We start from the raw sequence: 21,986 nt of genomic DNA on the forward strand, positions 1-21,986 counted from the left end.
TGAACCATTATGTCAGCTGTTGCCCCTATTCAAGGTCCCAGGAACGTAAAATTTGATATTTAACACCTTCTGTTGTGCTTTGGGAATGAAACAGATGGATAGCTGTGGGTGCTAACAAAAGCGGCTTAATGGTCATGGTTGGCATGTTTTCGGGCAAATGTTTAGCCTTTCTTGCCAGAGTAATATGAGGCGTAAAAGGATGTTTTTCGTCGTGCAATTGATGTTGAGATAACAGTGCCGCGCAGTTTTTAGCGAGTGTCAATAATACCGGATCATCACATTGACCCGTCAGGCAGAGTACTTTTGGCCTTGCCCAATGGTCTAATGTATCCAGCGACAGGGTGAACTTGGGTTTAAACATCAGTGAAATTTGCTGCTCAAGTTGAAGTTCAGTTTCAGCATCGACTTGCCCTAAAAAAACCAGGGTCATGTGTAAATTTGTCGCACTAACCAGCCTGACGGTTGAGTCAAAGTTTGCCTGTAGTTCACAGAGCTGCTGAGTCTGTTGTTTATTTAATGCGATGCCCAGAAAAAGTCTTTTTGTCATTTTAACCACTCAATTTAATATTTATTCTGCTGGTTATCCGGCTGTTCTTTTCAACAAGATGCGAAGGTGCTTGAAATTTAAGTTAAGCATAACCCCATTTCAGTTACCACTTTTATTGCACTCGATAGAAACCCTTGATGTACCAATTTCACATACTTGATACTTGCTTAAAATCTACGAGGAAACTTATATTAATGAGTCACCTCGTTGATTTGTAGAGTGCTATTTTAATGATTTTATCAGTGATGAGTATCACCCAGCAGGGCATATTTTAGAGGTTTTAAATTTAATTTATAAATTAACAGGTTAGGGTGTTTTATTTGAAATGAGGGAGGTGGCACCTTAACAACTATCTTAAATTTAAAATTTACTAAACTTTTATTTAACGCGTTGATCTATTGAGGTTAAATAGATGTTATTATGATTATTTTTTATAAGATAGGTGGCACAGATTTTCGTGCATAGTGATGCTTATAAGTTGTTATGTGTCAGTATTGTCCATTGCTAGTGAATTTTTAATTAACAACAAAAAGAGGTTTATATGAAACGTGCCGGAGCTGTTTGTCCAAATTGTGGTTCAACGAGTACCCCTGCTAAAGAGAAAATAATGGGGCAAGATACACAAGATTTAATATGTATGGACTGTGACCATATAGCTTGGTGGTCCGACTTTCAACCTAAAGATAAAGTCGAAAGTGAAAAGTCATAAGCTAGTAATACATCGATTGCCTAAAGGAGTATTAAATGTCAGAAGTAGAAAAGTGCGGTAGTTGTAAAAAAAATTATCAAGTCACTGAGTCAGGTGGGCAAATGCCAGGTTCAAAGGAATCAGAAGACATAACTTGCCCTTATTGTCGTAATACAATAACTCGGCGTTCCAATGGTTATTTCCAAACTCACGCATTACCAGAAGATCAGCAATAAACACATAACAAAGCAATTAAATCGGACGTTTTAGTCTTGTCACTGTTTTTGCAAAAAGCCGCAAAAACACCGCCAATCCAAAACGCCATTTATTGCGGCGTTAGCACTATAGGGAATTATTATGTCTGATATCGTAGATAAAGAAAGTGGCGATTTGTTTTCTAAATATCATATTCTCATTTCATCCGAGAGTGACAGAGGGGCTGTCATACTAGCTGGCTCAATTCTTGATGTTACTCTCGAAAATTTAATTCTTTCCTTCCTACTTCCTCCTTTGAAAAAAGCAGATAAATTAGTAAGTGGTGCATATGCACCGCTTGGTAGTTTTTCCGCTAAAATTGAAATGTGTTATAGATTAGGTTTTCTTAAAGCACACGCTGTAGAGCAATTACAACTCTTTAAAAGTATTAGAAATGATTTTGCTCATCGAATAACTGATGCACAACTTGATAGTGAGCAAAACCGAAGTAAAATGCAGGGGATCCTGAATAAAAACCCTGAATTGGAAGAAGCATTTTGGGAAAGTATAAATAAAGCTTTTCAAGATAATGGTATTGTTAGAGACAACAAAAATTTAATATCCTTAATTGGTGTTCGGTATTCATTTGATGTTCTATTTTCATCTTTATGCATGTTTTTAGATAGGCTGTCTCAGGATGTTGAACGTGTAGATGTTAATAATCTATAATGCTAACAAGGCTCTTTTAGTCCGCTTAGCGCGGCGTTGAGGCTGTAGAATAACTTGTTTTTTATAAATTTATCAAAATTTATACTTTTTAACTTGTTGTTTTAAAAAGTAAATTAAATTTAGAGAAATTGTGTTTTTTCTGAAGATGGAGAAATTCTACAGCCTCGTTAACTATATAAAGGTTATATGAAAATAGAAGCGTTTTTCAATAAAATAGTTTCCGAGTCAAGAACGTTACTGCCTCATGATGACATTTGGTATAGAGGCCATTCCGAAACCAATTATGAATTGGTACCAACTATCTATCGCGCTCAGGATATAAATGAGATAGGGCTGTTTTATGAATATAAAGCTAATGTTGCAGCTATCAATAATAGTAATAAAGAAGACTGGGCGCTTCTTTTAGATATGCAACATTACGGGTTACCTACTAGGATGTTGGATTGGACTACATCATTAGGTACTGCCTTATTCTTTGCTTTAAATGGAAATTCTCCATCTCCTTGTATTTGGTTACTAGATCCATATGAGTTGAGTCAGCAAAGCACCCATAATTCAATTGTTTATGATACTGCTCAGTTGAATTCTCATACGGCTAATTATAATAAAAATTTTGATGTTTCAAAAATTTTATTGAGAGAGAGTCAGTTTACAAAACCATTTTCGATTCAACCACCTCATAGTAATCGTCGCATTGCTGCTCAACGAGGGCGATTTACTGTGCATTGTAAATCCCAAGATAGTATCGAAAAGCAATGCCCCGCTGCAGTGAAAAAAATTGACATCCCAGTTAATTTGATAGAACCATTGAAACTTTATCTGCAGTTATTTGGTATTGATTATTACAGTCAGTTTCCTGACCATTATGGGCTTAGTTCTTTTTTAAAAAAACAGTTTGGAATAAGTTAAATATAGTTAACAAGGCGTTGCACTCGGACTCGATACAGTTGTTGCGGTTTTTGCTAAAACAAAAAGCCGCAAAAAACGAAAAATAACTGGACACCCACCTAATTGACTAAGTATTAATCCGCTCCTATATTTTATTCAAACACTGTTTTGAATGATTAGGAGCTCATTATGACGCAATCTCGTGCAACACAGATTTCCTTGGTTGATACGCCTTATTTTATGAATAACATCCCTGTTATTCACTTCTTCGAAGCCAGCTGAAGCTGTTCAAATTTATTCCCTAAAAATTTGTCATTGTATTTCCCGTTATGTACGTCGTGCTCTTTTATGTGGCGAAGATAGATTCAGCGGACAAAGCTTTGAGCATCGCAGACAATGGATGGTCGAACGCCTACAGTTTTAACCTCCATTTTTAACCTTTATTTTTAATATGGATATCTGAGCTTATGCCATTATGTCTAATCCCCGTAGTTAAAATAAAAGGCATTTGGTTTTACATGTTAATGAATTAGAAAACAGTGAGTTAACCGATAAAGAAGTTTGTCTGCGTTGGAGTTGTCTTTATTCAATGCCAACATTGGTAAGCCAATGGCAGGCAAGCGGAGGGTTATCTGAAGGGCAGTCATTAATGGTAAAAGCGGTCATCGATAGATGACGAGAAAGGTTAATGGATATCTCTTGGTTGATTCACCGCCATCCTTGGCATTCACCCTCTGGGCCAGCTAAAGCTGTTCTAATTTATTCCCGATAAATTAGTATGCGCAGTATTAATGAATTTATCGCCCGTAAAGCGAATAAAGAAGACAATTGCGCGGGTCGATTCTATTCGCTGCCATCCATGGCGCTCACCCTGCGGGCCAGCTAAAGCTGTTCCAATATTCTCCCTAAATATTGGTGGGAAGGGCGTTTTAAATCACAGGCTCTATTAGATGAAAATGCGTTGCTCACCTGCATGGCTTACGTTGATTTAAACCCAATACGCGCCAAAATGGCCAATAGCATCGAGTCCTCTGAATACACTTCTGCCCATGAACGCATTCACGGGAATGCCAGTCAAAAGATTACTTTTATTGCCCCTGATATGAACCATCGATGCACAAGTTTCGCATACTCATACCTGCTTAAAATCGCTGAGGAAACTTATAATAAGGAGTTCTCCGTTGATCTTTAGGGTGCTATTTTAATGATTTTATCAGTGATAAGCATCATCCTGCATGTGATATTCGGGGCTCCTTAAATTAGTTTGTAAATTAACAGGTTAGGATCTTTTTATAAAATCGGATAAGTGGCACCTTAATATCTATATTTAAGTAAAAGTTCACTAAGCTTTTACTTAAAATATTGATTTAGTGATGTTAAATAGATATTATTGTGATCATTTTTTATGAGAGAGGCAGCGCCGATTTTTGTTCCGAGTGATGCTTATAAAGCTGTTAGCTTTTTTATTAACTGGTTCAAAGTAAGGAGACACAATACCATCGACTAATTATTTACTGAACATAGAACACAAACAATAAAATAACACAATAAACAGGATGTCCCATATGAAAAAAATCATTTCAATTTCTCTTTTATCTTAAGTGGTTGTGGAAGTGATCTTTATAACGACAAACCTTTATCATAAAGCTAAACAGTGCATTAGCTTTCAAGCCAAATTAATCAATAACAAGGTGACATTATGTCAACAATCACGGAACTAAAAGATACTATCAACACCAAAACTTTAAACTTTATTCTTTTAACAATAGCGACGGCTGGTATCTATCCAATAATATGGATATTCCTCAACACTCAAAAGTTAGAAAAAGTAACTTCCAAAAAAATAGCGGATAATACTTTTTTAACTTGGATAGCTATTTGTATCGGGCTTGGTGGTACATTATCAAATCTTGGAGACGAAATGTTTGACGTTATTGCAGGTTTAGTTTCAATTGCGTCATGGGTTTTATATATTGTTTGGTCATTTAGAGCTAAAAGTGCATTGCAAGAATACGCTTTAACTGAGCATAAAATAGACTTAAGAATGAATACCTTTTATGCATTCTTTCTAACAGTGTATTACATCAATTACTGCATAAATGATTTACCTGAAGCTCAAAGAAAGCAACAAATATTAACAGGTCAAGAACCTGCAACCGATAGCTAACTAGGTAATCAAATCAACCGTGATACGCCGTTTACTGCTGGCGTTAGTTTTTCACCACCAATCAATAAAGGAGAATAGTATGGCAGTAGTAGAAATAGTAATTGTATTAGCAATTTGGTTTGCAAGTGGACATGCAATAGAGAAAATTTACTCTAAAGCAGGCTTTAAAGACACTCCAAAATTCGTTTTTTGGATTCCAGCATTGAATCTTGCATTCTTGCTGTATTTAGCTTTTATAGAATGGCCTCGATTTAGGGAAGAATTATAATGGGTTATATTATTCTTATTACTATTTGGGCGTTAATCGCTTTTGCAGGTTGGCGTATATTTTCTAGAGCCGGCTTCAAGGGGGGAATGGGTATTTTATTCTTAATTCCAGTAGCTAACTTTATTGCTTTACTTTATTTAGCCCATAAAGATTGGCCTATCGATAATACAAAAAAACAACAAATTTCTGCCCGCTGATTCGATACAATTATAGCGTTTTTTTGCTAAAAGAAAGAGTAGCAAAAACAACGCTATCTTACTCGCTAGTGAATGCGGTGTTACCCACGAAAGGAAGTATATTAAATTTCATAAAATTATTTTAGTTGTTACATTGGCAATCTCTACGCCTGTTTATGCCAACAATGGTGTTCCTCAAAAATAGCTGCAAAAATAGCTGTACAAAAATGAACAAATAGCTGGACACCCACCTAATTGACTAAGTATTAATCCGCTCCTATATTTCATTCAGACACTGTTTTGAATGATTAGGAGCTCATTATGACGCAATATCGTGCAACACAGATTTCCTTGGTTGATACGCCTTACTATCATTGTATTTCCCGTTGTGTACGTCGTGCTTTTTTATGTGGCGAAGATAGATTCAGCGGAAAAAGCTTTGAGCATCGCAGACAATGGATGGTCGAACGCCTACAGTCTTTAACTTCTATTTTTACCAGAGGCTCTGGAGGCTCTGTGGAGGCTCTGGGGTCAAGTCTTTCATTTTGCATTATTTTGTTCTTTACTCATGTAGGGTTATTGGATCAGCGCAAGTGGCAGTCGTCTACGGTGCGCTTGGCTATTTAAATTTATCCATTAAACGATAAAGCAATAAACTTTCCAGCCATAAATAATGTTAAACCGAAGAATTAGGTGGTATTTCACTTCTTCTTCATCTTTTGATTTATAATCATCGCAAAATAATATTCATCGTTATGGCTTGTACTGAAATGCACATGTTATTCAGTACAAATAGTCCAGCTTCAGCAAATATCCATATGACTATACAAATAATTTTATTGATTAAGGTTATTTATTAATAGAGGAAATATGTCAAAATCAGCAGTAATGTTAAGTGAATCAGCGATTCAAGTACGCGATGCTCTCATGGAGCGTGGATTAGAAACCCCAATGACGCCTACTCAATATAGTCCTGAAGAACGTAAAGTGAAGATAGAATCGCATATGCGAGAGATTTTAAAGCTAATGTCATTAGATTTAACCGATGACAGTTTAGCCGAGACACCTAAACGTATTGCAAAAATGTATGTTGATGAGATATTTTCAGGGTTAGATTACGCTAACTTTCCTAAAATAACCGTCATCCAGAATAAAATGCATTTCGATGAAATGGTTAAGGTCAATGACATCACTATGATAAGTACCTGTGAACATCATCTGGTGACCATTGATGGTTTAGCAACGGTCGCCTATTTACCCAAGAAAAATATTATTGGCTTATCTAAGATTAATCGCATTGTGCGTTTCTTTGCGCAACGACCGCAGGTACAAGAGCGTTTAACACAGCAGATTCTCGTTGCTTTACAAACTTTGCTGGAAACGAAAGATGTTGCCGTTAAAATAGATGCGGTACATTATTGTGTTAAATCTCGTGGTGTCATGGACTCAACCAGTTCAACAACGACCACGTCCCTTGGTGGTACTTTTAAATCAAACCCAGCAACTCGCCATGAGTTTTTACATCCATAAATAACTTGCCGATTCTATACCAGCCTTTTACATTATAGTAAGAGGCTGATTTTTTAATCCAAAAGTCATAACATCCCTATTGTTGTATTATAATTGTTTTATTGTATTGCCACGGCCCTTAGCCTTTTGCTTTGTCATTACACGATCAATCTGCACTGGCCACGGCTTATGATCAAAGCTTAGATTCATTATTTATCATGTAACAACTGGTTTAGCCACTCATCACTATTCGGGCCCACTACACATTGATTATTTACTCGCATTGCTAATCGTTTGATACAACGTGAAGATACATCAGAGAAACCAGCAGAAGGAAGAGCCCGCACAGACTCGACAAGAAAACACCAATAAGGAAGTTTTTGTTGTGCAAGCGTGTAATAAACCCATTTGCCACATTTTTCTTGGGTGAGCAGCCCAGCCTTATAAAGCATTTTTAAGTTGCGCGATACATTGTATTGCGAATCTTTAGTCACATCCATCGCTTCAGCAACCGTAATACGTTGATCAACATGTATTAGTAACCAGAATAGGCGCAATCTATGTGGTTCAGCCAAGGCCTTTAAAGCATCGATATATCGTTCATTATTCATTTTTTATTGTTCTTTTTAAAACTGACAAACATTATAACAACTCCAATTAAGAAAACGATGCCTGAATGTACCGCATTAAGCAAAAGTGTTGATGAATCTGCTCCTGAAAATAAAGCGTACCAGAAAAAAGGACAGAAAATACCTAACAATGCAATGTTACGGCCACTCTTTGTCAGTTCGGATAACTCCCCCTATTAATAAGTGTTAAAAGCAGTTTATATATATAGCAATAAGCACACAATTTGCTTAATCGAGTGGCTATTTTTGTTACTGTTTCTGTAAGTAATATTCCGTTCATTAACAACTACCTCTATCGTTCAAAAATAAATAGGTTAATCATGGTATTAAAGTAACGGCTATCCGCAGAGCTATTGCCTTCTTCAAAGGGAGCGTTTGAAGCTTGTTTCGATAAGATATCTTTTCTCTGGTTTATTAAAGCGGAAAAGAAAAGAAAGTTAAATTCAGGATGCCCCTGAATGGTTAATACCTGTTTTTTAAATCTAGTCATATAATTTGGACAAAAATAATTGCCAGCAACGACATTAAAAGACTTAGCTGGCTCAACGACTTGGTCTTGATGTATTGCCAACAGAGAAAGGGGGGTTCCTGTTTTTATTTTTTCAAAGTTTTGTAAAAAAGTGACGCTATAAGGACCAATCCCCCAACCATCAGGGGATCGTGCCACAACACCACCTAGTGCATGATGAATAATTTGGTGTCCAAAACAAATACCAAAAAGCTTTTTTCCTTTACAAAAAACGTTGCGAATAAATCCTGCCAATGCATTGATCCAATCCAAATTATCATTAACCCCAGCAGGACTGCCGCCGATAATGTAAACATCGCATATGTCAGTATGTTCGGGTAATTCTGATTTTTCATACAGGTTCCAAATAGTCACATCACCGTAACGGTTTAAATTTAATTGTCTTTGTAGGCAACTTGCATAATTACCAAACTCTTCGACTAAAGAGGGCGGTACATCACCGCAAAGTAAAATCCCAATTTTCATAATAAATCCAATAAAACAAAATTATTCAAACTAACGTTGGTTAATGACAAAACCCACGCTCTAATAAATCGAGAAGAGGCACCTCAAATTGACTTGTTTTTAGATTACATATTGAAATAAAAGCCCACCAATAATGGCGGTTGTCAATATAATCGTAACAAATGCAATCACAGCTTTTGGTTTTAGGAGAGAAGAAACAATTGCAATCTCGGGAAGGCTGGCGCCAGTTCCGCCAATAATAAGCGCCATTGCAGGTCCAATTCCCATTCCTTTTACAATTAGCACTTTAAGAAGTGGAATAGCCATTTCAATACGTAAATAGAGTGGCACACCAATGACCGCTGCAAGAACGATAGAAAAGATATTGTCACCACCAACATATTCAGCAACTAACTCTGATGGCAAATAAGCTGCCGATACACCGCTTATCAATGCGCCTAGTAACACATAAGGAATAATCCTTTTGAATAGAGCCATCGCAAAACGTAATGCACTGACAGTCTTACTTGGTTCGATCTCTGCGATAGACAGAACACCCACTGATTCATTGCCTATATTCGCACTACCACAGGTTTGCACAAGTTTAGGCATTGAAGCACATTGAGTTTTAGGTGTAGATGCAGAGCAAGCGGGTGGTGTTTTTTTATTATTGAGCTCTCCATCTCGTTTAATTTCATTCCTCCAAGGTGTCTTGCTAATAAACCAACCGCCCAAAATAGCCGCTGTTAAAGTAATCAACAGATAATAAGCTGTCAGTTTTAAGCCAAATGCGACATAAATCATTGCTAATACAATGAAATTACAAAGAGGTGCTGAGATCAGGAAACTCATAACAGTGCCAAGCGACACTCCCATGCTTGCCATCCCCATTGAGACAGGAACAACCGAGGCACTGCAAAATGGCGTTAACATACCCAGTAAAGCGGCAAATAAAGGTCCCCATTTCTCATGCTTGGTTAGTTTTTTTTGTAATTTATCTTGTGGAATATACTCACGCATAAATCCGGTTAAAATAGAAACGGCACCTATTATCACAACAAGCGCGCCACCCACATGAATGAATTCATTTAGTGCAATCGTTAATTTATCCATACTTATATTATCTCTCTGTTAAATTTCAATTAGCGATAATATATGATCACTTGCGCATTCATGCAAGTGTTTTGTTGTGTTTAATACATATGTTAGATAACTGATATGAGATTATCAGAACTTTATTTTTAAAAATGATTGTTGCTTTTTTTCATGCTGATGAACTACCGTAACGTGGAAATTTTAGGGAATTTTAGGGAAATTTGGATGGGAAGGTTTGGACACCCACTTACTGATTTTAATTAAATCAATAAGTTAAGTTTTTTAAACCATTGGGTGTCCCGTACTTAGTACTTACTCTGCAGCCTATTGCTCAAGTCTCAGTTGCAGATCAGCGGCCATATCGTGCAACAATATAATCCTCAAAATCCTGACACATTTTTTCATCCGACTCCTGATTACCGGCAAGCACCGTTGCACCATCAACGATTTTTATCGTCGCATTCAAAGAGTGGATCGGCGCAGTCTCCCTTATCGCTAACGCGGCAATTTTGCTTTGCTGTTCTTGCCAAGCCTGTTGTGCGGTCAAATTACAGGCATCGGCCAGATATTTCGGATTAAATCCTTCACCAGTCAGCGATTTGATACCATCATTATGGTTAACGCTATTGCCTTTATTCCAGTAATGCTCTGCTAATAGCGGCCCAATTTTAGGATTGTCTGTTAGGTAACCCAGTTTTTCCATAAAGTAAGATCTAGTTTGATAAACAGCCATATGCGCTAATAAATATCCTTGATAAGAACAAGCGGATTCATCTGATAATAAGTGCGGGATTGCTAACATAGGTCGAGGACTACATGCTAATCCTAATATTTTCTTCTCAGTGAAACGAGCCAATTCAGTGATACGTTCTGCTGTTAATTGATCATCCGCTAGTGCATATAAAGCACGCTCAAAGTAAGGCACTACCAGAATACTGCGTTCTCCATAGGCTTTGAAAGGCTGTTTACTATTGATCATCGATTGGATCACGCTGTCAGGGACCACTTCGCCTTGATCATCAAGCGCATAGCTTTTTAACCAATCCGCATCGGTTAGTAAGCTATCGCAGAACATAGATTGAGTTTCAGCATACGCCATTGAAGTTGGCGCGAATTCCATTGAGAAACAAGGTGAATTCATTTTTACGTTAGAGAAATGCGCTGCGTGCCCACCTTCATGGAACAATGTATTAATGCCGTCATAGCCACTGCCCATCTGATCGGGTTTTGCATTACTGGTAAAGTTAACCTTTGCAGCAACCCATTTACCCTGGTCATAATATGAAGGAATAGGACCATGACAGAAACCATTTGGGTATTTACCTTTACGATCTAATAAATCAAGGGTCAACTCAGCACCAGAGTATTGAATATTTAAACGTCCAAAAGACTCAACCCAACGCTTTAATGATTTAGAAAATGGCACATATTGATCTAACTCTCGCATCACATCGCCAGCAAAAGAGTAAGAAAAATTGTAGGCCGCTAAGGCTTGATCACCTTTTTCTTTTTTGAGGTTATCAAGGCTTGCTTGGTTCACATCGGCAGTTTGTTTTTCAAATTCATCTAAAATTGAAAATAGCGTTTCACTGGTCATATGTTCCGTTTTTAGAACGGAATAATCAAAAAAATTGTCGTGGCCTAAGGAACGAGCAAAGGCATTTCTTTTTTTAACTAACTCGATAAAACCATTTTGAAGTATCCATTGCTCCAACTCTAATAATGCGGCATGCGCTGATTGTCGAGTTGCTTGATGATCACTTGAACGGATCACTGAACTTAAAACAGGTAAAGACCCTTCGCAAGTTTGTCCTTTTTCATCGGAGTAGGTCATTACATACTTTTGCTTTTTCTCAAACAATGTCGATTCAAATTCAATAAGCCCTTGTTTTTGCTGCTTAGCTTGATCTGATTCCATGGCATGCGCACGGAACATGGCTAACCAACCCTTAAGGCCTGAAATGGTTTTCTGCTTTTCTTGTTGGTCTTGTATCTCTTCAGTCAATTCAATATGTGCTTCAATTTCACCGATTTTTGAAGACTCGCTTAGGTAGTTAATCCAATTTGCTTCGGCTGCTGTTGAGCCTGCATGGTCATCGCTTAACCCCATATAAGTTTCCCAAAAAAAGTCTTCTTTTTTTCGGTGAACGGTTAAATAGGTTTGGTTTAAATTATTTAGGTAATCTGTTGATTTCATAGAACAATTTGCTCTTAACTTTAAAAGAAAACCATGCTTTTATAGGTATGGTTTTCTTTGATATTTACTTGAAGGAAAGTCTTATCAGGTGTTCGCTGATAATCTCTTTTTCGTTGGCTTGGATGCATAATTGGAATGGCTTTCAATAAACGTTTAGTATAATTATTTTTCGGATTAGCATAGATTTCTTTCACGTAACCCTCCTCAACTAATTAACATGGCCGCCCATGATTATTGGTATAAAAATGGGTGACATCTAACTTGAATCGTTTATAGCACCCAAACAAAAAACGCAGCCTGGGCTGCGTTTTGGGGTAGTTAATTAACGAGTAGGGTTAATTTAATTTAAGTTCTTCTTCTGTTTCTTCAGCAGTTTCAGGTTCAGTCACATCTGGCTTTTCATGTAAATCTGCTTTTAATTGACCTTTGCGGTGCTTTAATACGGTATCTAATTTTTTAGCGGCACTCGTAATAGCGGGGTACATGACCGAATCACTACCTTTAGCGGCAATGCTGGTTCCTTCATAATTGGTGCGAATTTCAACATCATACTCACCGTGCTCTTTGGAAATGATGATATCTAGCGAGAGAAGTGTAGGGAAATGGGTCGCTATTTTAGCGAATTTTGCTTCTAAATGCTCTTTGATGCCATCAGTAACATCAACATGGTGACCAGAAATATTTATTTTCATAGATTGTCCTTAAAAAAATTTACTTGCCAAATTAATCGCGTATCACCTCTGTATATTTACATAAATACACGCGATGTACAAATGCAAGTTTACATAATTTGACATGTAACAGTTGATTGTCTTACACGTGTATAGGTCAATAGAATCAACATGGGCACCCAAGATTATTGGCGTGATAAAAACCGCTGACTTAGTTGATTTTTGGTTGATTGCTTAATTGAATACTTGGTTGATTACTTAATTGAATACTTGGTTAATTGTGGTTGATTGTGACTGTTTAAACAAAGGGGAGATAGATGTTCCCCTTTGATGTTGTTATTTACTGTTTTTTGTTTTGCCAGGAAATAGAGGCAAAAACAATAAAGACAAAAACAGAGTGGGCAACGACTGTTTCGGTGGTTGGATAAAAACCAATAAAGTTAATTGTCGGTAAAAAATCAAGCACATGAATACTGCTATCGCCGGTTAGCTGCAATGCATGAATACTCACACCCAGCATCTTAAATCCAAGGAAGTAAATCAACCAGGTAAATACTTTAAAGAGCACTGGAATGGAAAATTTAACCGTAGTTTTTAAAATGATAATGGCAATTAATGCCAAAATCAGCAACGCAATGATAATACCGAGAAAGAATTGGCTCAGTGCTATTTTAGGTAAAATTCCCGCATAAAAGAGTACCGTTTCAGCGCCTTCACGAAATACAGCCAGAAAGCTTAAGGTGGCAAGTGACAATAAACTTCCCGCGGTTACTGCCGATGCAGTATGCTTTTGTAGAAATTTACTCCAGGCAACGACGGAAGATTTACTGTGCAACCACAGTCCGACAAAGAGCATCATGATCACGGCAACAATGCCAACTATCCCTTCAAGCATTTCTCGAGTGCTTCCGGCGAGGTTCGAGGGTAAAAAGCGTACTAATCCCCATGCCATTAATAAACTGGCCACTAACCCTAATGCTGCACCACCGATAATCCAACGTTGACCACTTTTTTGCTGCGTTGCTTTCATTGCCGAGAATAAAGCAATCACGATAAGCAATGCTTCTAAACCTTCACGCAGTAAAATTAGCGCCGCATCCATAGCGGTATAATTTGCGCCGGGATTTAACGCTGACAAATGGGTGATCAATTGTGCTAATTTTACTTGGCTTTTAGTGTTGCCGTCAGCGGCAATAATCAAAGGCAGGTGACTTTCAACTTGTGTATATAAGCCAGGCGAACGGGTACTGACTTCATTTTCAAATACCGGCCAATTTTTTATGAAGGTAAGTAAGTGTTGATTACCTGCCGGACTGTTTTGCTGTTGGTAATCACTTAATGCGGTATTTAATAATGTTATACCTTCACTTAAACCCATATCACTGTTACTGGTAGCAATGATTTCGCCATTATTAAAACTCCTCAGCGTTTCACCTAAGCGGTTACTTTGTAAGGCAATTTCATCCCATGATAGTGCTGTTCTCGCTTTGGCAACATTTAACAGAGCAAGGGCCGTTTCTATTCTGCCATAGTGGCCCATACTGGTTTCGTGAACAACACGCTCCCTTTTAGCCCAGGCGCGGTTGAATATGCGAAAGGTTGTTTGCAGCGCATCCATGTCTTTATCATTTACCGCCTCTGCCATCGCATTGAAAGTTGGCATTACCCGTTTAATAAACTGCTTACGCATGCTCTTGTAATCAACGGGATTAACGTACTTTTCAAGTTTGATTAAAGCTGAAGATAAGGCCGTTAAATTATCCACTGAAGGATTTTTCTTAGCCGTTTCTAGTGCACTAAAAACGACTTGTTTATTGGCTGTTTGAGCAATATTTAAACCATTTAAATAGTTAGCCATTTCCTGTAAATTATTTTTAGCAACTTCCTGTTGGCTGCTTTTTGTTGCGCCAATAGCATCGGAAAGCTTAATGTAAGCCGGTGAAAAATTTATTTTTTCAGCGCCAATAGATGCACCGCTAAAAACAATAAAAAAACAAAAAGTAACGGTTTTCGCAAGGCGATAAAAACTAACCTTCGAGTAATGCTTGTCCAAGGTATTCTCCCTCTTTGACACCGCCGAAGCAGGCAAAAAGACCGCTACCGACATGGGTAATATATTCATTCATTTTATCGACGTTGCCAAAGGCATTTTGTACTGTAATGAACTGCTGTGGTGATTTCTGGAAAGAAATAAATAATAAACCGGCATCATACTGGCTGGTGCGCGGGTCAATACCATCTGCATATGAGTAAGAACGACGCAGCAATTGCACACCCGTATTATGCGCAAGGTGTGTATGAGAATCGACAGGCATGACCGGTTCTCCATTTTCTTTGGTTAAAGAACTATCAACCTTATCAAACTCATTTTTTTGACCCATTGGCTGACCATGTTTTTTATGGCGTCCAAAGGTATTGTCTTGTTCACCAGAGCTAGTTCGATCCCAGGTTTCCAGATGCATTTGAATACGGCGAACGGCCATGTAACTACCGTTTTTCATCCAATCTTGGTTATCAACCCAAATATATTCTTCAGGCGTGGATAAGGTTAATTTATTTGCTGTTCCATCTTTAAAAGCAAACAGGTTTCGTGGTGTTTCATCTTTACTGTCTTGCGCATTGAAGCCACTTTGTGACCACAACATAGAGACCATTGAAGTACGTGCATAACGAATTAATTGTCTGACAGCATGGAAAGCCACCTGAGGATCATCTGCACAGGATTGAATGCAAAGATCACCCCCCGTGTATTGTGCCTGCAGCTGATCGCGAGGAAAGTGAGGCAGCGGTTTGAATTCTTTAGGTGCTTTGTCTTGAAGCCCCAATTTTTCTAGAAAAGAGGGTGAAACACCAAAGGTTAGGGTTAAATTATAAGCGTTTAAATTATCGGCCTCACCGGTGTCTGTAGGGGGAAGAAATTTGTTTGTACTGTAAGAATCAATATTTTGACCTTGAGTAAGTAAAGCTGCTTGTCTTGTCCATTCTTTGAAAAGCTTAATAACGGCCTGCCTATCAGAGTTATCTAACTTAAGGACAATAAGGTATGCATTGCGTTGCGCTGGTGTTGTGATTCCGGCTTGATGCTTGCCGTAAAAAGGAATTTGTCCCGCAGCGTATGTATTGGTGGTCGTTGTTATTTCTTGGTCCGTCGATGTTGCTGCTAGTGCTTTCCCTAAAAAAAGTGAAGAGCCGCCAATGGCAGCTCCTTTTAGCAAGCGACGACGCGATAAGCTTAAACAATTATCAACCGCATTGGTTTGTCGTTTACTTGTCATAGATTACTCCAGAATAATTCCCATTTGCGCGAGAGGTTCGCCCAGTTTATTAACCGCTTCCGCTAAACCGGCAATATCCTGGTCGGTTAGCTCGGTGTAATACTTGAACTTGCCATTGATTTTTTGTGCCGCAAGTAATTGGTTTACTGCTGCAAAACGGTTATCAAGGGTTTTGACTAAGTCGGCATTTTTTGCCGCTAGCTTAGGGCGGAAAATAACGAAAATCTTTTCTGCGCCATCAATATTGCCTTGAAAATCGTAAAGATCGGTATGGGAAAATATTTCTTCTTCACCAGAAATTTTACTGGTTGAGACTTCATTAAGTAAATCGACCGCACCCTGTACCATTAACTCGGGTGTTACCTCAACAGTGGCAACTTTTGCGCGCAGTTCTTTCACATCGGACATTAACTGTGCCGTATATTTTTCAGTGCCATCCGTTGTATTGTGTACCCAAAGAATTTCTTCAATGGGATGAAAACCAGTCCAATTTTCACCCGGTTCAAGGTCTGCTTTACGCGAATCAATACGCGGATCTAAATCACCAAAACTTTCAGCGATGGGCTCGGCGGTTTCAAAGTTCATACGAACAAGGGGATAAAGCGCTTTTGCTTCTGCTATTTTTCCCTGGTCAAGGTAATCAACGAATTGTTGAGTTTGAATAACAAGGGCGTCAATTTTATTGACAGCAAAGGTTTTATATTGCTGTAACTCGCTGTCAACATTGGTCACGGCTTGAACTGTATTTGTCATGGATAAAGCGGCAAGCAAAGTCAAAGCCAGTGAAGTTTTTTTAAAGCGCATAGTAGTCCCTTCTTGTTGTTAATAGTAATCATTATCATTAAGGTGTGCAGTCTATCGTCATAAAAGATTCTGTCAATGCTTTTATTTATTAAGTGCTGGTGGGTTTTTAACGCTGTTGTTAAAGCGGGTTTTTAAATTTTATTATTTAATATCAATTATTTAAAATTATTTTTGTAAGTTTTTTCCCTGGTGATAGTCAGCACAGAATTTGCTAATTAAATTAAAGTGACGGTAGGCACCTCGCGGGCACTAAGTAAATACGGTGGATATTTAGCCAGAAAATGACACCAATTAGCTAGCAGTAAATTGCTAACGCTGGCTCAACTCTTCAAGGATAGAAAGTGATGCTCCGACTGATTGATATCAAGCTTCTTCTGCTGCTTTAAAACCGCGACATTCCTAATTTTTCGTTATTCAGAAATTAATTGATTGAAAAAATCGTTCAATTTATGCTTTTGATCAGCCATAACAAATTGTCTTAATGAGTAATAAAAGAATCTCTAATTTTTCAATAAAAATGGGTTGCTTGATCGCTAAATAGGTTGAGATATACACAGTCGAAACAGTGGACTAGCTGTTGCTTTAGGGTTTCTACTTAATGTGACTGATAGAGACTGTTTTAATAATATCGTTGATCACATTAGACACTTATTTTTCGTTTCATTATTAAGATAAATAGCGTTTTTACGATAGAATATCCTTCAATAAATAATAATTCGCAGAAGTGTCCTAGAAATGAAAATTGTTGCAGTCACAGCTTGTCCAACAGGCATCGCACATACCTATATGGCAGCCGATGCTTTGCGTAAAGAAGCGCAAAAAATGAAAATTCAAATAAAAGTTGAAACTCAAGGTGCTATGGGCATTGAAGATCAGTTAAATTCTGTTGATATCAGCCATGCAGATATGGTTTTAATTGCATCTGATATTGAAATTGAACAGCGTGCGCGTTTTGCCGGCAGTAAAATTCGCCATGTCACTATTGAACAAGTATTAACCGATGCAAACAGTGTTTTAGCAGACTGTTTGCGGCTATAACTGAATGATAATAGAGCGGCGCATTACATTTGTTATAGGTGATGACGGTTTTGCTGTATGGAAATTAACCCGCTTAAAAACTCTTGCTGGCTATTTTCGCTCGGTTATTATATTACAAAATATCACCACAACAGAAGCCAGTAATAGCGAACACTCTCTGAAAGTGATGAGCCTTGGTTGTAAGGAAAATGATCTCTGCCAACTTTGGATCGAAGGCTCTGATGCAGAACTTGCCTGTATGGTACTTACCGACTTTATTGCCGATCAGTTTGAAATCGTTAACACCTCCCATAAGCGCAGTGAAAACTACAGTAATTCAATAATTAAAAATCACCCTACCTTTCATCTTCCATTTTCACTCAATTATTATTTTGAAGCCATAGAGGTTGACGATGACATTGGGAAAAGCATTTTAATGTCGAAAATCAGCACGATTTTTAACAAAGTAATGGCCCAATCCCTGTTGGCAGCGATGCTCAAAAGAGAAAAAATATCATCGACGGGCATCGGTAATGGTATCGCTATTCCCCACATCATGATTGAAGGTATAACGAAACCCGCAATAGTGGTGTTGCGGTTAGATAAACCTGTCGATTGGCATTGCAACCGCGGCAAGATAACGCTTATTATCGCCATGTTAATTCCGGCACCAGCAAGCCTGAAGGTGGTGAAAGCATTCACTCAAATTTCACGCGCGCTGCTGGATCCCGTTAACTGTAACTTTTTAACCAGTACGATTGAGCCTGAAGCTATTAAAGCCATTGTTCTTCATATTATGGCCAGAAATAACAGAACGTTATAACATTAAGACATACTTCGGTATTCACTTGGAGTATGGCCCGTTTTGTTTTTAAAAACTCGAAAGAAATAGTTCACATCCTGAAAACCGCAGCGAGTGGCAACTTCGTTCAGCCGGAATGGATATTTTTTGAGCATAAATTTTGCCCTGTCTATTCGCACCCAGCTAATATAATCCGCAAGTGTCATATGACCCTGATGGCGAAACATTCGCGATAGATGATTGGGGGAAATATTAAAACGGGTGGCAATGCTTGAACGAGTAATCGCACAGTGGAAGTGTTCCTGAATATAAATGCAAATTCCCTGATACAAATCTTCACTGCGTTTTTTTGCAGTGTGAGCGGGATCTGCAATCATTGACTGGCTATAACTCATTAATGCAAATAACAAATATTCATCCATTGGACTTTTACGTGATTCACTGGCAAGCGCATTCAGCGCTTCCAGTATATGATCAATTGCATGACCTGTTCTAGTTTGAATACTGTGCTTACGTACATCCAGAAAACCTGCTTCTCCTTTCCTTTTATCTACCAGGCTAAAACCTAACTGTCTGCGGCCAAACAGTAAGCTCAATACCGAACAGTCGGTATTCCAATCGGGTTTATTCCAGCAGTTAGGCGCAATATAAAGCGCATCGCCGGCAAGCACTTTGATATCAACGATCCCCTGGTCAGGATCTTCTATCTGATTGACATACTCACCGCTAATCACCAACTCTAAACGAGCAAAGTTAACCTGGTAACTAAACAGTGGCGGGGTGAGATTATTGCCTGCAAACCAAATCCGGTTAATGTTTTCTCTCTCGGAAAGTAGTATTTCAAGTAAATCATGAAAAACATTATCCATTGAAAATTCCTTTTAGTAATAGCAGACGTTATGCCAAAAAAGTGAATATTATCATCTTTTTTCACCCTTACTACATCACTTAAATCCAGAAAGGTAAAAGATAATATTTATCTTTATGCTTGATTGACACATGGTAAATTATTGATGAATACGTAAATGATTGATTTAATGTAATAAAATGCAGATCAAATCGGTTTGAAAATAAAATATCAATTATGCGCAAGATCACACTCAAACAATGTAGTTACAATATTCCAGTAAATGTCTTTCTTATACACTGTCGCTCCCCTTAACTCTAGACGACAATATTACTAAGCAAAAGAGATAACACCTATGAGCAGACAATGGAGATAACATTATGATGATCACTGATTTAATCAATGAAAATTTGATTCGCCTTGATCTTAAAGGCACAACCAAACAAGATGTTTTTGTAGAATTAATTGATGCACTAGATACTGAAGGGCGGATCAGCAATAAAGCACAATTTCTTGCTGATGTTCAAGCCCGTGAAGAGTTGGGCAATACCGGTTTTGAAGAAGGAGTGGCACTACCGCACGCAAAAAGTACTGCCGTAATAAAACCGGCGGTTGCCATTGGCGTAAGTAAAGCGGGGGTTGACTACGGCGCTGAAGATGGAAAACCATCAAAACTATTTTTTATGATTGCCTCTCCAGATAATACCTCGAATCAACACATTGACGTGTTAGCAGAGCTTTCTTCAAAATTGATTGAAGAAGGCTTCATTGATAAATTTCTAATTGCTAAAACCCCGGCGCAGGCGCTGGAAATTCTGCTTGAAAAAGTAGCGCCAACCAAAGTTTCTACTGCGCCCAACAAAGGGTTTATTATTGGTGTTACGGGCTGCCCTACGGGTGTTGCCCATACTTACCTTGCGGCAGAAGCGCTTGAAAAAGGTGCCGCACAATTAGGTTACAAAATCAAAGTGGAAACCAATGGTTCCATTGGTGTTAAGAGTAGTCCTACAGCTGAAGAGATTGAACGTGCCGATGCCATTATCGTCGCCTCTGATAAACAGGTTGATATGGATAGGTTCGAAGGGAAAAGATTGATCGAAACGGGTGTAAAAGCGCCGATCACAGATGCCAAAGGGTTAATTAATAAAGCGCTAACTGCACCGATATACAAGTCAGAGAATAAGGCTTCTTCATCTACGGAGAGTAAAGTATCGCAAACCCGCACAAATCTTTACCGTTACCTGATGAACGGGGTATCGCATATGATCCCCTTTGTTGTAACGGGTGGTCTTTTAATCGCACTAGCACTTGCCATTGGCGGTGAACCAACAGAAGCCGGAATGGCTATTCCCGCGGGAAGTCTGTGGAACAAGGTGCTTGATGTCGGTGTTGTCGCCTTTACACTAATGATTCCAATCTTGGCCGGTTACATCGCTTATGCGATTGCCGATCGCCCGGGTTTAGCGCCGGGTTTAATCGGAGGCTGGATTGCAAATAACGGCTCTTTCTACGATGCAGATGCAGGAACCGGTTTTATCGGTGCTATTGTTGCGGGTCTTTTAGTCGGTTACTTTGTTAAATGGCTGGTCAATATTAATTGGCACAAGTTTCTTCAACCCCTTGTTCCTATTATGATTGCCCCCATTGCCGGCTCACTGTTTATCTCTGTTCTATTTATCTTTGTTATTGGCGCGCCAATCGCAAGCTTAATGGACAACATGAATGCACTACTCACTAACATGAGTACCGGGAATGTTGTGCTTCTGGGTATTGTGCTTGGTGGTATGGCAGGCTTTGATATGGGCGGGCCGTTTAACAAAGTGGCATTCCTCTTCTCTGTGGGCATGATTGCAAGTGGTCAAACTCAATTTATGGGGGCAATGGCTTGTGCAATCCCAGTTGCACCATTAGGTATGGGGCTGGCAACGGTACTTGGTCGTAAATTTAACCTCTTCGAAGCATCAGAGATTGAAGCAGGTAAAGCAGCCGGTGCAATGGGTTTGGTGGGTATTTCCGAAGGTGCGATCCCATTTGCAGCGCAGGATCCACTCTCGGTTATTCCGGCAAATGTACTCGGCTCTATGGTTGCAGCCGTGATGGCATTTTCATTCGGTATCACTAATAGTGTTGCTCACGGTGGCCCGATCGTTGCGCTGTTAGGTGCGATGAATAAACCTGCTCTTGCGTTGTTCTGTATGGCAGCAGGTGCAGTGGTAACAGCAATGGTTTGTCTAACACTTAAAAAAATGCGTCAATCAAGAGCTGAAGCTGCATTGGCCTAACGTAAATTTAAAGTAATTAATACACTTAAGACTCAAGCTCCCTTTTACCAAAGGGAGCTTTCTATTAATTAGCGAAGAGCAACTAAAATAGTTAACTTTCTAACTAAAGTTTATTTTGAATTAACTGCAAGGTGTGAGTTGATTAAACACGTCAGAACATCGCAGCAGGAACAAAAGAAGAGTTACCGTGCAAGAAGCTAATTAAGTGTGCCATGAGAATCATGTGT

The 21,986-nt window shown here is 38.6% G+C and carries 23 protein-coding genes and 3 pseudogenes; 15 read left to right on the forward strand and 11 right to left on the reverse strand.

From position 1 onward, the window contains the following. Nucleotides 1-25 precede the first annotated feature (25 nt). Nucleotides 26-547: an RNA 2',3'-cyclic phosphodiesterase gene (gene thpR, locus ACJAZP_RS03280; protein ID WP_415229308.1), complete on the reverse strand. Its 522-nt coding sequence runs from the start codon at nucleotides 545-547 to the stop codon at nucleotides 26-28. Nucleotides 548-1,088: 541 nt separating this feature from the next. Between thpR and ACJAZP_RS03285 the strand changes: the two genes are divergently transcribed. From ACJAZP_RS03285 to folE, 11 genes and pseudogenes are all read left to right on the forward strand, one after another. Then, complete coding sequence (locus tag ACJAZP_RS03285) at nucleotides 1,089-1,256, forward strand: hypothetical protein (RefSeq protein ID WP_415229309.1); 168 nt, start codon at nucleotides 1,089-1,091, stop codon at nucleotides 1,254-1,256. Nucleotides 1,257-1,291: 35 nt separating this feature from the next. After that, complete coding sequence (locus ACJAZP_RS03290; RefSeq protein WP_415229310.1) at nucleotides 1,292-1,471, forward strand: hypothetical protein; 180 nt, start codon at nucleotides 1,292-1,294, stop codon at nucleotides 1,469-1,471. A 121-nt stretch (nucleotides 1,472-1,592) separates the two neighbouring features. After that, entirely contained in the window at nucleotides 1,593-2,159 is a 567-nt protein-coding gene (locus ACJAZP_RS03295) for a hypothetical protein (RefSeq protein ID WP_415229311.1), read from the forward strand. A gap of 186 nt (nucleotides 2,160-2,345) precedes the next feature. Next, on the forward strand, nucleotides 2,346-3,068 hold the full coding sequence (locus ACJAZP_RS03300; protein WP_415229312.1) for an FRG domain-containing protein: 723 nt from the start codon (nucleotides 2,346-2,348) through the stop codon (nucleotides 3,066-3,068). Nucleotides 3,069-3,555: 487 nt separating this feature from the next. Further along, nucleotides 3,556-3,723: a hypothetical protein gene (locus ACJAZP_RS03305; protein WP_415229313.1), complete on the forward strand. Its 168-nt coding sequence runs from the start codon at nucleotides 3,556-3,558 to the stop codon at nucleotides 3,721-3,723. 102 nt (nucleotides 3,724-3,825) lie between these two features. Continuing rightward, nucleotides 3,826-4,107 (forward strand): annotated as a pseudogene (locus tag ACJAZP_RS03310) (hypothetical protein); the annotation flags it as partial. A gap of 639 nt (nucleotides 4,108-4,746) precedes the next feature. Next, nucleotides 4,747-5,214 (forward strand): DUF4234 domain-containing protein, encoded by a 468-nt coding sequence (locus tag ACJAZP_RS03315; protein WP_415229314.1) that lies wholly within the window; start codon nucleotides 4,747-4,749, stop codon nucleotides 5,212-5,214. Nucleotides 5,215-5,293: 79 nt separating this feature from the next. Continuing rightward, complete coding sequence (locus ACJAZP_RS03320; RefSeq protein WP_415229315.1) at nucleotides 5,294-5,482, forward strand: hypothetical protein; 189 nt, start codon at nucleotides 5,294-5,296, stop codon at nucleotides 5,480-5,482. After that, nucleotides 5,482-5,679: a hypothetical protein gene (locus ACJAZP_RS03325; protein ID WP_415229316.1), complete on the forward strand. Its 198-nt coding sequence runs from the start codon at nucleotides 5,482-5,484 to the stop codon at nucleotides 5,677-5,679. The genes ACJAZP_RS03320 and ACJAZP_RS03325 overlap by 1 nt, the downstream gene beginning before the upstream one ends. A 300-nt stretch (nucleotides 5,680-5,979) precedes the next feature. After that, a pseudogene (locus tag ACJAZP_RS03330) lies at nucleotides 5,980-6,153 on the forward strand (Type I secretion system protein TolC); the annotation flags it as partial. 393 nt (nucleotides 6,154-6,546) lie between these two features. Then, complete coding sequence (folE, locus tag ACJAZP_RS03335; RefSeq protein ID WP_415229494.1) at nucleotides 6,547-7,188, forward strand: GTP cyclohydrolase I FolE; 642 nt, start codon at nucleotides 6,547-6,549, stop codon at nucleotides 7,186-7,188. A 188-nt stretch (nucleotides 7,189-7,376) separates the two neighbouring features. On the opposite strand, the gene ACJAZP_RS03340 is transcribed toward folE, so the two are convergent. Then, nucleotides 7,377-7,778: an ArsR/SmtB family transcription factor gene (locus ACJAZP_RS03340; protein ID WP_415229317.1), complete on the reverse strand. Its 402-nt coding sequence runs from the start codon at nucleotides 7,776-7,778 to the stop codon at nucleotides 7,377-7,379. Between the two features lie 57 nt (nucleotides 7,779-7,835). Here ACJAZP_RS03340 and ACJAZP_RS03345 point away from each other — a divergent pair, with 57 nt between their 5' ends. Continuing rightward, the gene (locus ACJAZP_RS03345) at nucleotides 7,836-7,976 is read left to right on the forward strand and encodes a hypothetical protein (RefSeq protein ID WP_415229318.1); all 141 of its coding nucleotides are present in this window, start codon (nucleotides 7,836-7,838) and stop codon (nucleotides 7,974-7,976) included. A gap of 112 nt (nucleotides 7,977-8,088) precedes the next feature. On the opposite strand, the gene ACJAZP_RS03350 is transcribed toward ACJAZP_RS03345, so the two are convergent. The 8 genes and pseudogenes from ACJAZP_RS03350 to efeO form a co-directional block, all read right to left on the reverse strand. After that, the gene (locus ACJAZP_RS03350) at nucleotides 8,089-8,790 is read right to left on the reverse strand and encodes a type 1 glutamine amidotransferase (RefSeq protein WP_415229319.1); all 702 of its coding nucleotides are present in this window, start codon (nucleotides 8,788-8,790) and stop codon (nucleotides 8,089-8,091) included. A gap of 99 nt (nucleotides 8,791-8,889) precedes the next feature. Next, complete coding sequence (locus ACJAZP_RS03355) at nucleotides 8,890-9,882, reverse strand: permease (RefSeq protein ID WP_415229320.1); 993 nt, start codon at nucleotides 9,880-9,882, stop codon at nucleotides 8,890-8,892. Nucleotides 9,883-10,213: 331 nt separating this feature from the next. After that, nucleotides 10,214-12,061 carry a M3 family metallopeptidase gene (locus ACJAZP_RS03360; RefSeq protein ID WP_415229321.1) on the reverse strand — a complete coding sequence of 616 codons (1,848 nt, stop codon included), beginning with the start codon at nucleotides 12,059-12,061 and terminating at the stop codon, nucleotides 10,214-10,216. Between the two features lie 20 nt (nucleotides 12,062-12,081). Continuing rightward, nucleotides 12,082-12,258 (reverse strand): annotated as a pseudogene (locus tag ACJAZP_RS03365) (hypothetical protein); the annotation flags it as partial. A gap of 138 nt (nucleotides 12,259-12,396) precedes the next feature. Then, nucleotides 12,397-12,753: a ribosome hibernation-promoting factor, HPF/YfiA family gene (hpf, locus tag ACJAZP_RS03370; protein WP_415229322.1), complete on the reverse strand. Its 357-nt coding sequence runs from the start codon at nucleotides 12,751-12,753 to the stop codon at nucleotides 12,397-12,399. Nucleotides 12,754-13,072: 319 nt separating this feature from the next. Continuing rightward, on the reverse strand, nucleotides 13,073-14,785 hold the full coding sequence (locus tag ACJAZP_RS03375; protein ID WP_415229323.1) for an FTR1 family iron permease: 1,713 nt from the start codon (nucleotides 14,783-14,785) through the stop codon (nucleotides 13,073-13,075). Next, nucleotides 14,760-16,007, reverse strand: a complete 1,248-nt coding sequence (gene efeB / locus ACJAZP_RS03380; RefSeq protein ID WP_415229324.1) for an iron uptake transporter deferrochelatase/peroxidase subunit — start codon at nucleotides 16,005-16,007, stop codon at nucleotides 14,760-14,762. The genes ACJAZP_RS03375 and efeB overlap by 26 nt, the downstream gene beginning before the upstream one ends. Before the next feature lie 3 nt (nucleotides 16,008-16,010). After that, nucleotides 16,011-16,811, reverse strand: coding sequence for an iron uptake system protein EfeO (gene efeO / locus ACJAZP_RS03385; RefSeq protein ID WP_415229325.1), 801 nt, complete (start codon nucleotides 16,809-16,811; stop codon nucleotides 16,011-16,013). Nucleotides 16,812-17,546: 735 nt separating this feature from the next. On the opposite strand from efeO, the gene ACJAZP_RS03390 reads away from it, so the two are divergent. Beyond that, the gene (locus tag ACJAZP_RS03390) at nucleotides 17,547-17,849 is read left to right on the forward strand and encodes a PTS fructose transporter subunit IIB (RefSeq protein WP_415229326.1); all 303 of its coding nucleotides are present in this window, start codon (nucleotides 17,547-17,549) and stop codon (nucleotides 17,847-17,849) included. Nucleotides 17,850-17,853: 4 nt separating this feature from the next. Next, nucleotides 17,854-18,651, forward strand: coding sequence for a PTS sugar transporter subunit IIA (locus ACJAZP_RS03395; RefSeq protein ID WP_415229327.1), 798 nt, complete (start codon nucleotides 17,854-17,856; stop codon nucleotides 18,649-18,651). Nucleotides 18,652-18,653: 2 nt separating this feature from the next. Here the strand turns inward: ACJAZP_RS03395 and ACJAZP_RS03400 are convergent, their stop codons facing one another. Further along, nucleotides 18,654-19,499 carry a helix-turn-helix transcriptional regulator gene (locus ACJAZP_RS03400; protein WP_415229328.1) on the reverse strand — a complete coding sequence of 282 codons (846 nt, stop codon included), beginning with the start codon at nucleotides 19,497-19,499 and terminating at the stop codon, nucleotides 18,654-18,656. A gap of 358 nt (nucleotides 19,500-19,857) precedes the next feature. Between ACJAZP_RS03400 and ACJAZP_RS03405 the strand changes: the two genes are divergently transcribed. Continuing rightward, the gene (locus ACJAZP_RS03405) at nucleotides 19,858-21,759 is read left to right on the forward strand and encodes a fructose-specific PTS transporter subunit EIIC (protein ID WP_415229329.1); all 1,902 of its coding nucleotides are present in this window, start codon (nucleotides 19,858-19,860) and stop codon (nucleotides 21,757-21,759) included. Nucleotides 21,760-21,986 lie beyond the last annotated feature (227 nt).

It is taken from the genome of Psychromonas sp. (assembly GCF_047632955.1).
Taxonomy (GTDB): Bacteria; Pseudomonadota; Gammaproteobacteria; order Enterobacterales; family Psychromonadaceae; genus Psychromonas.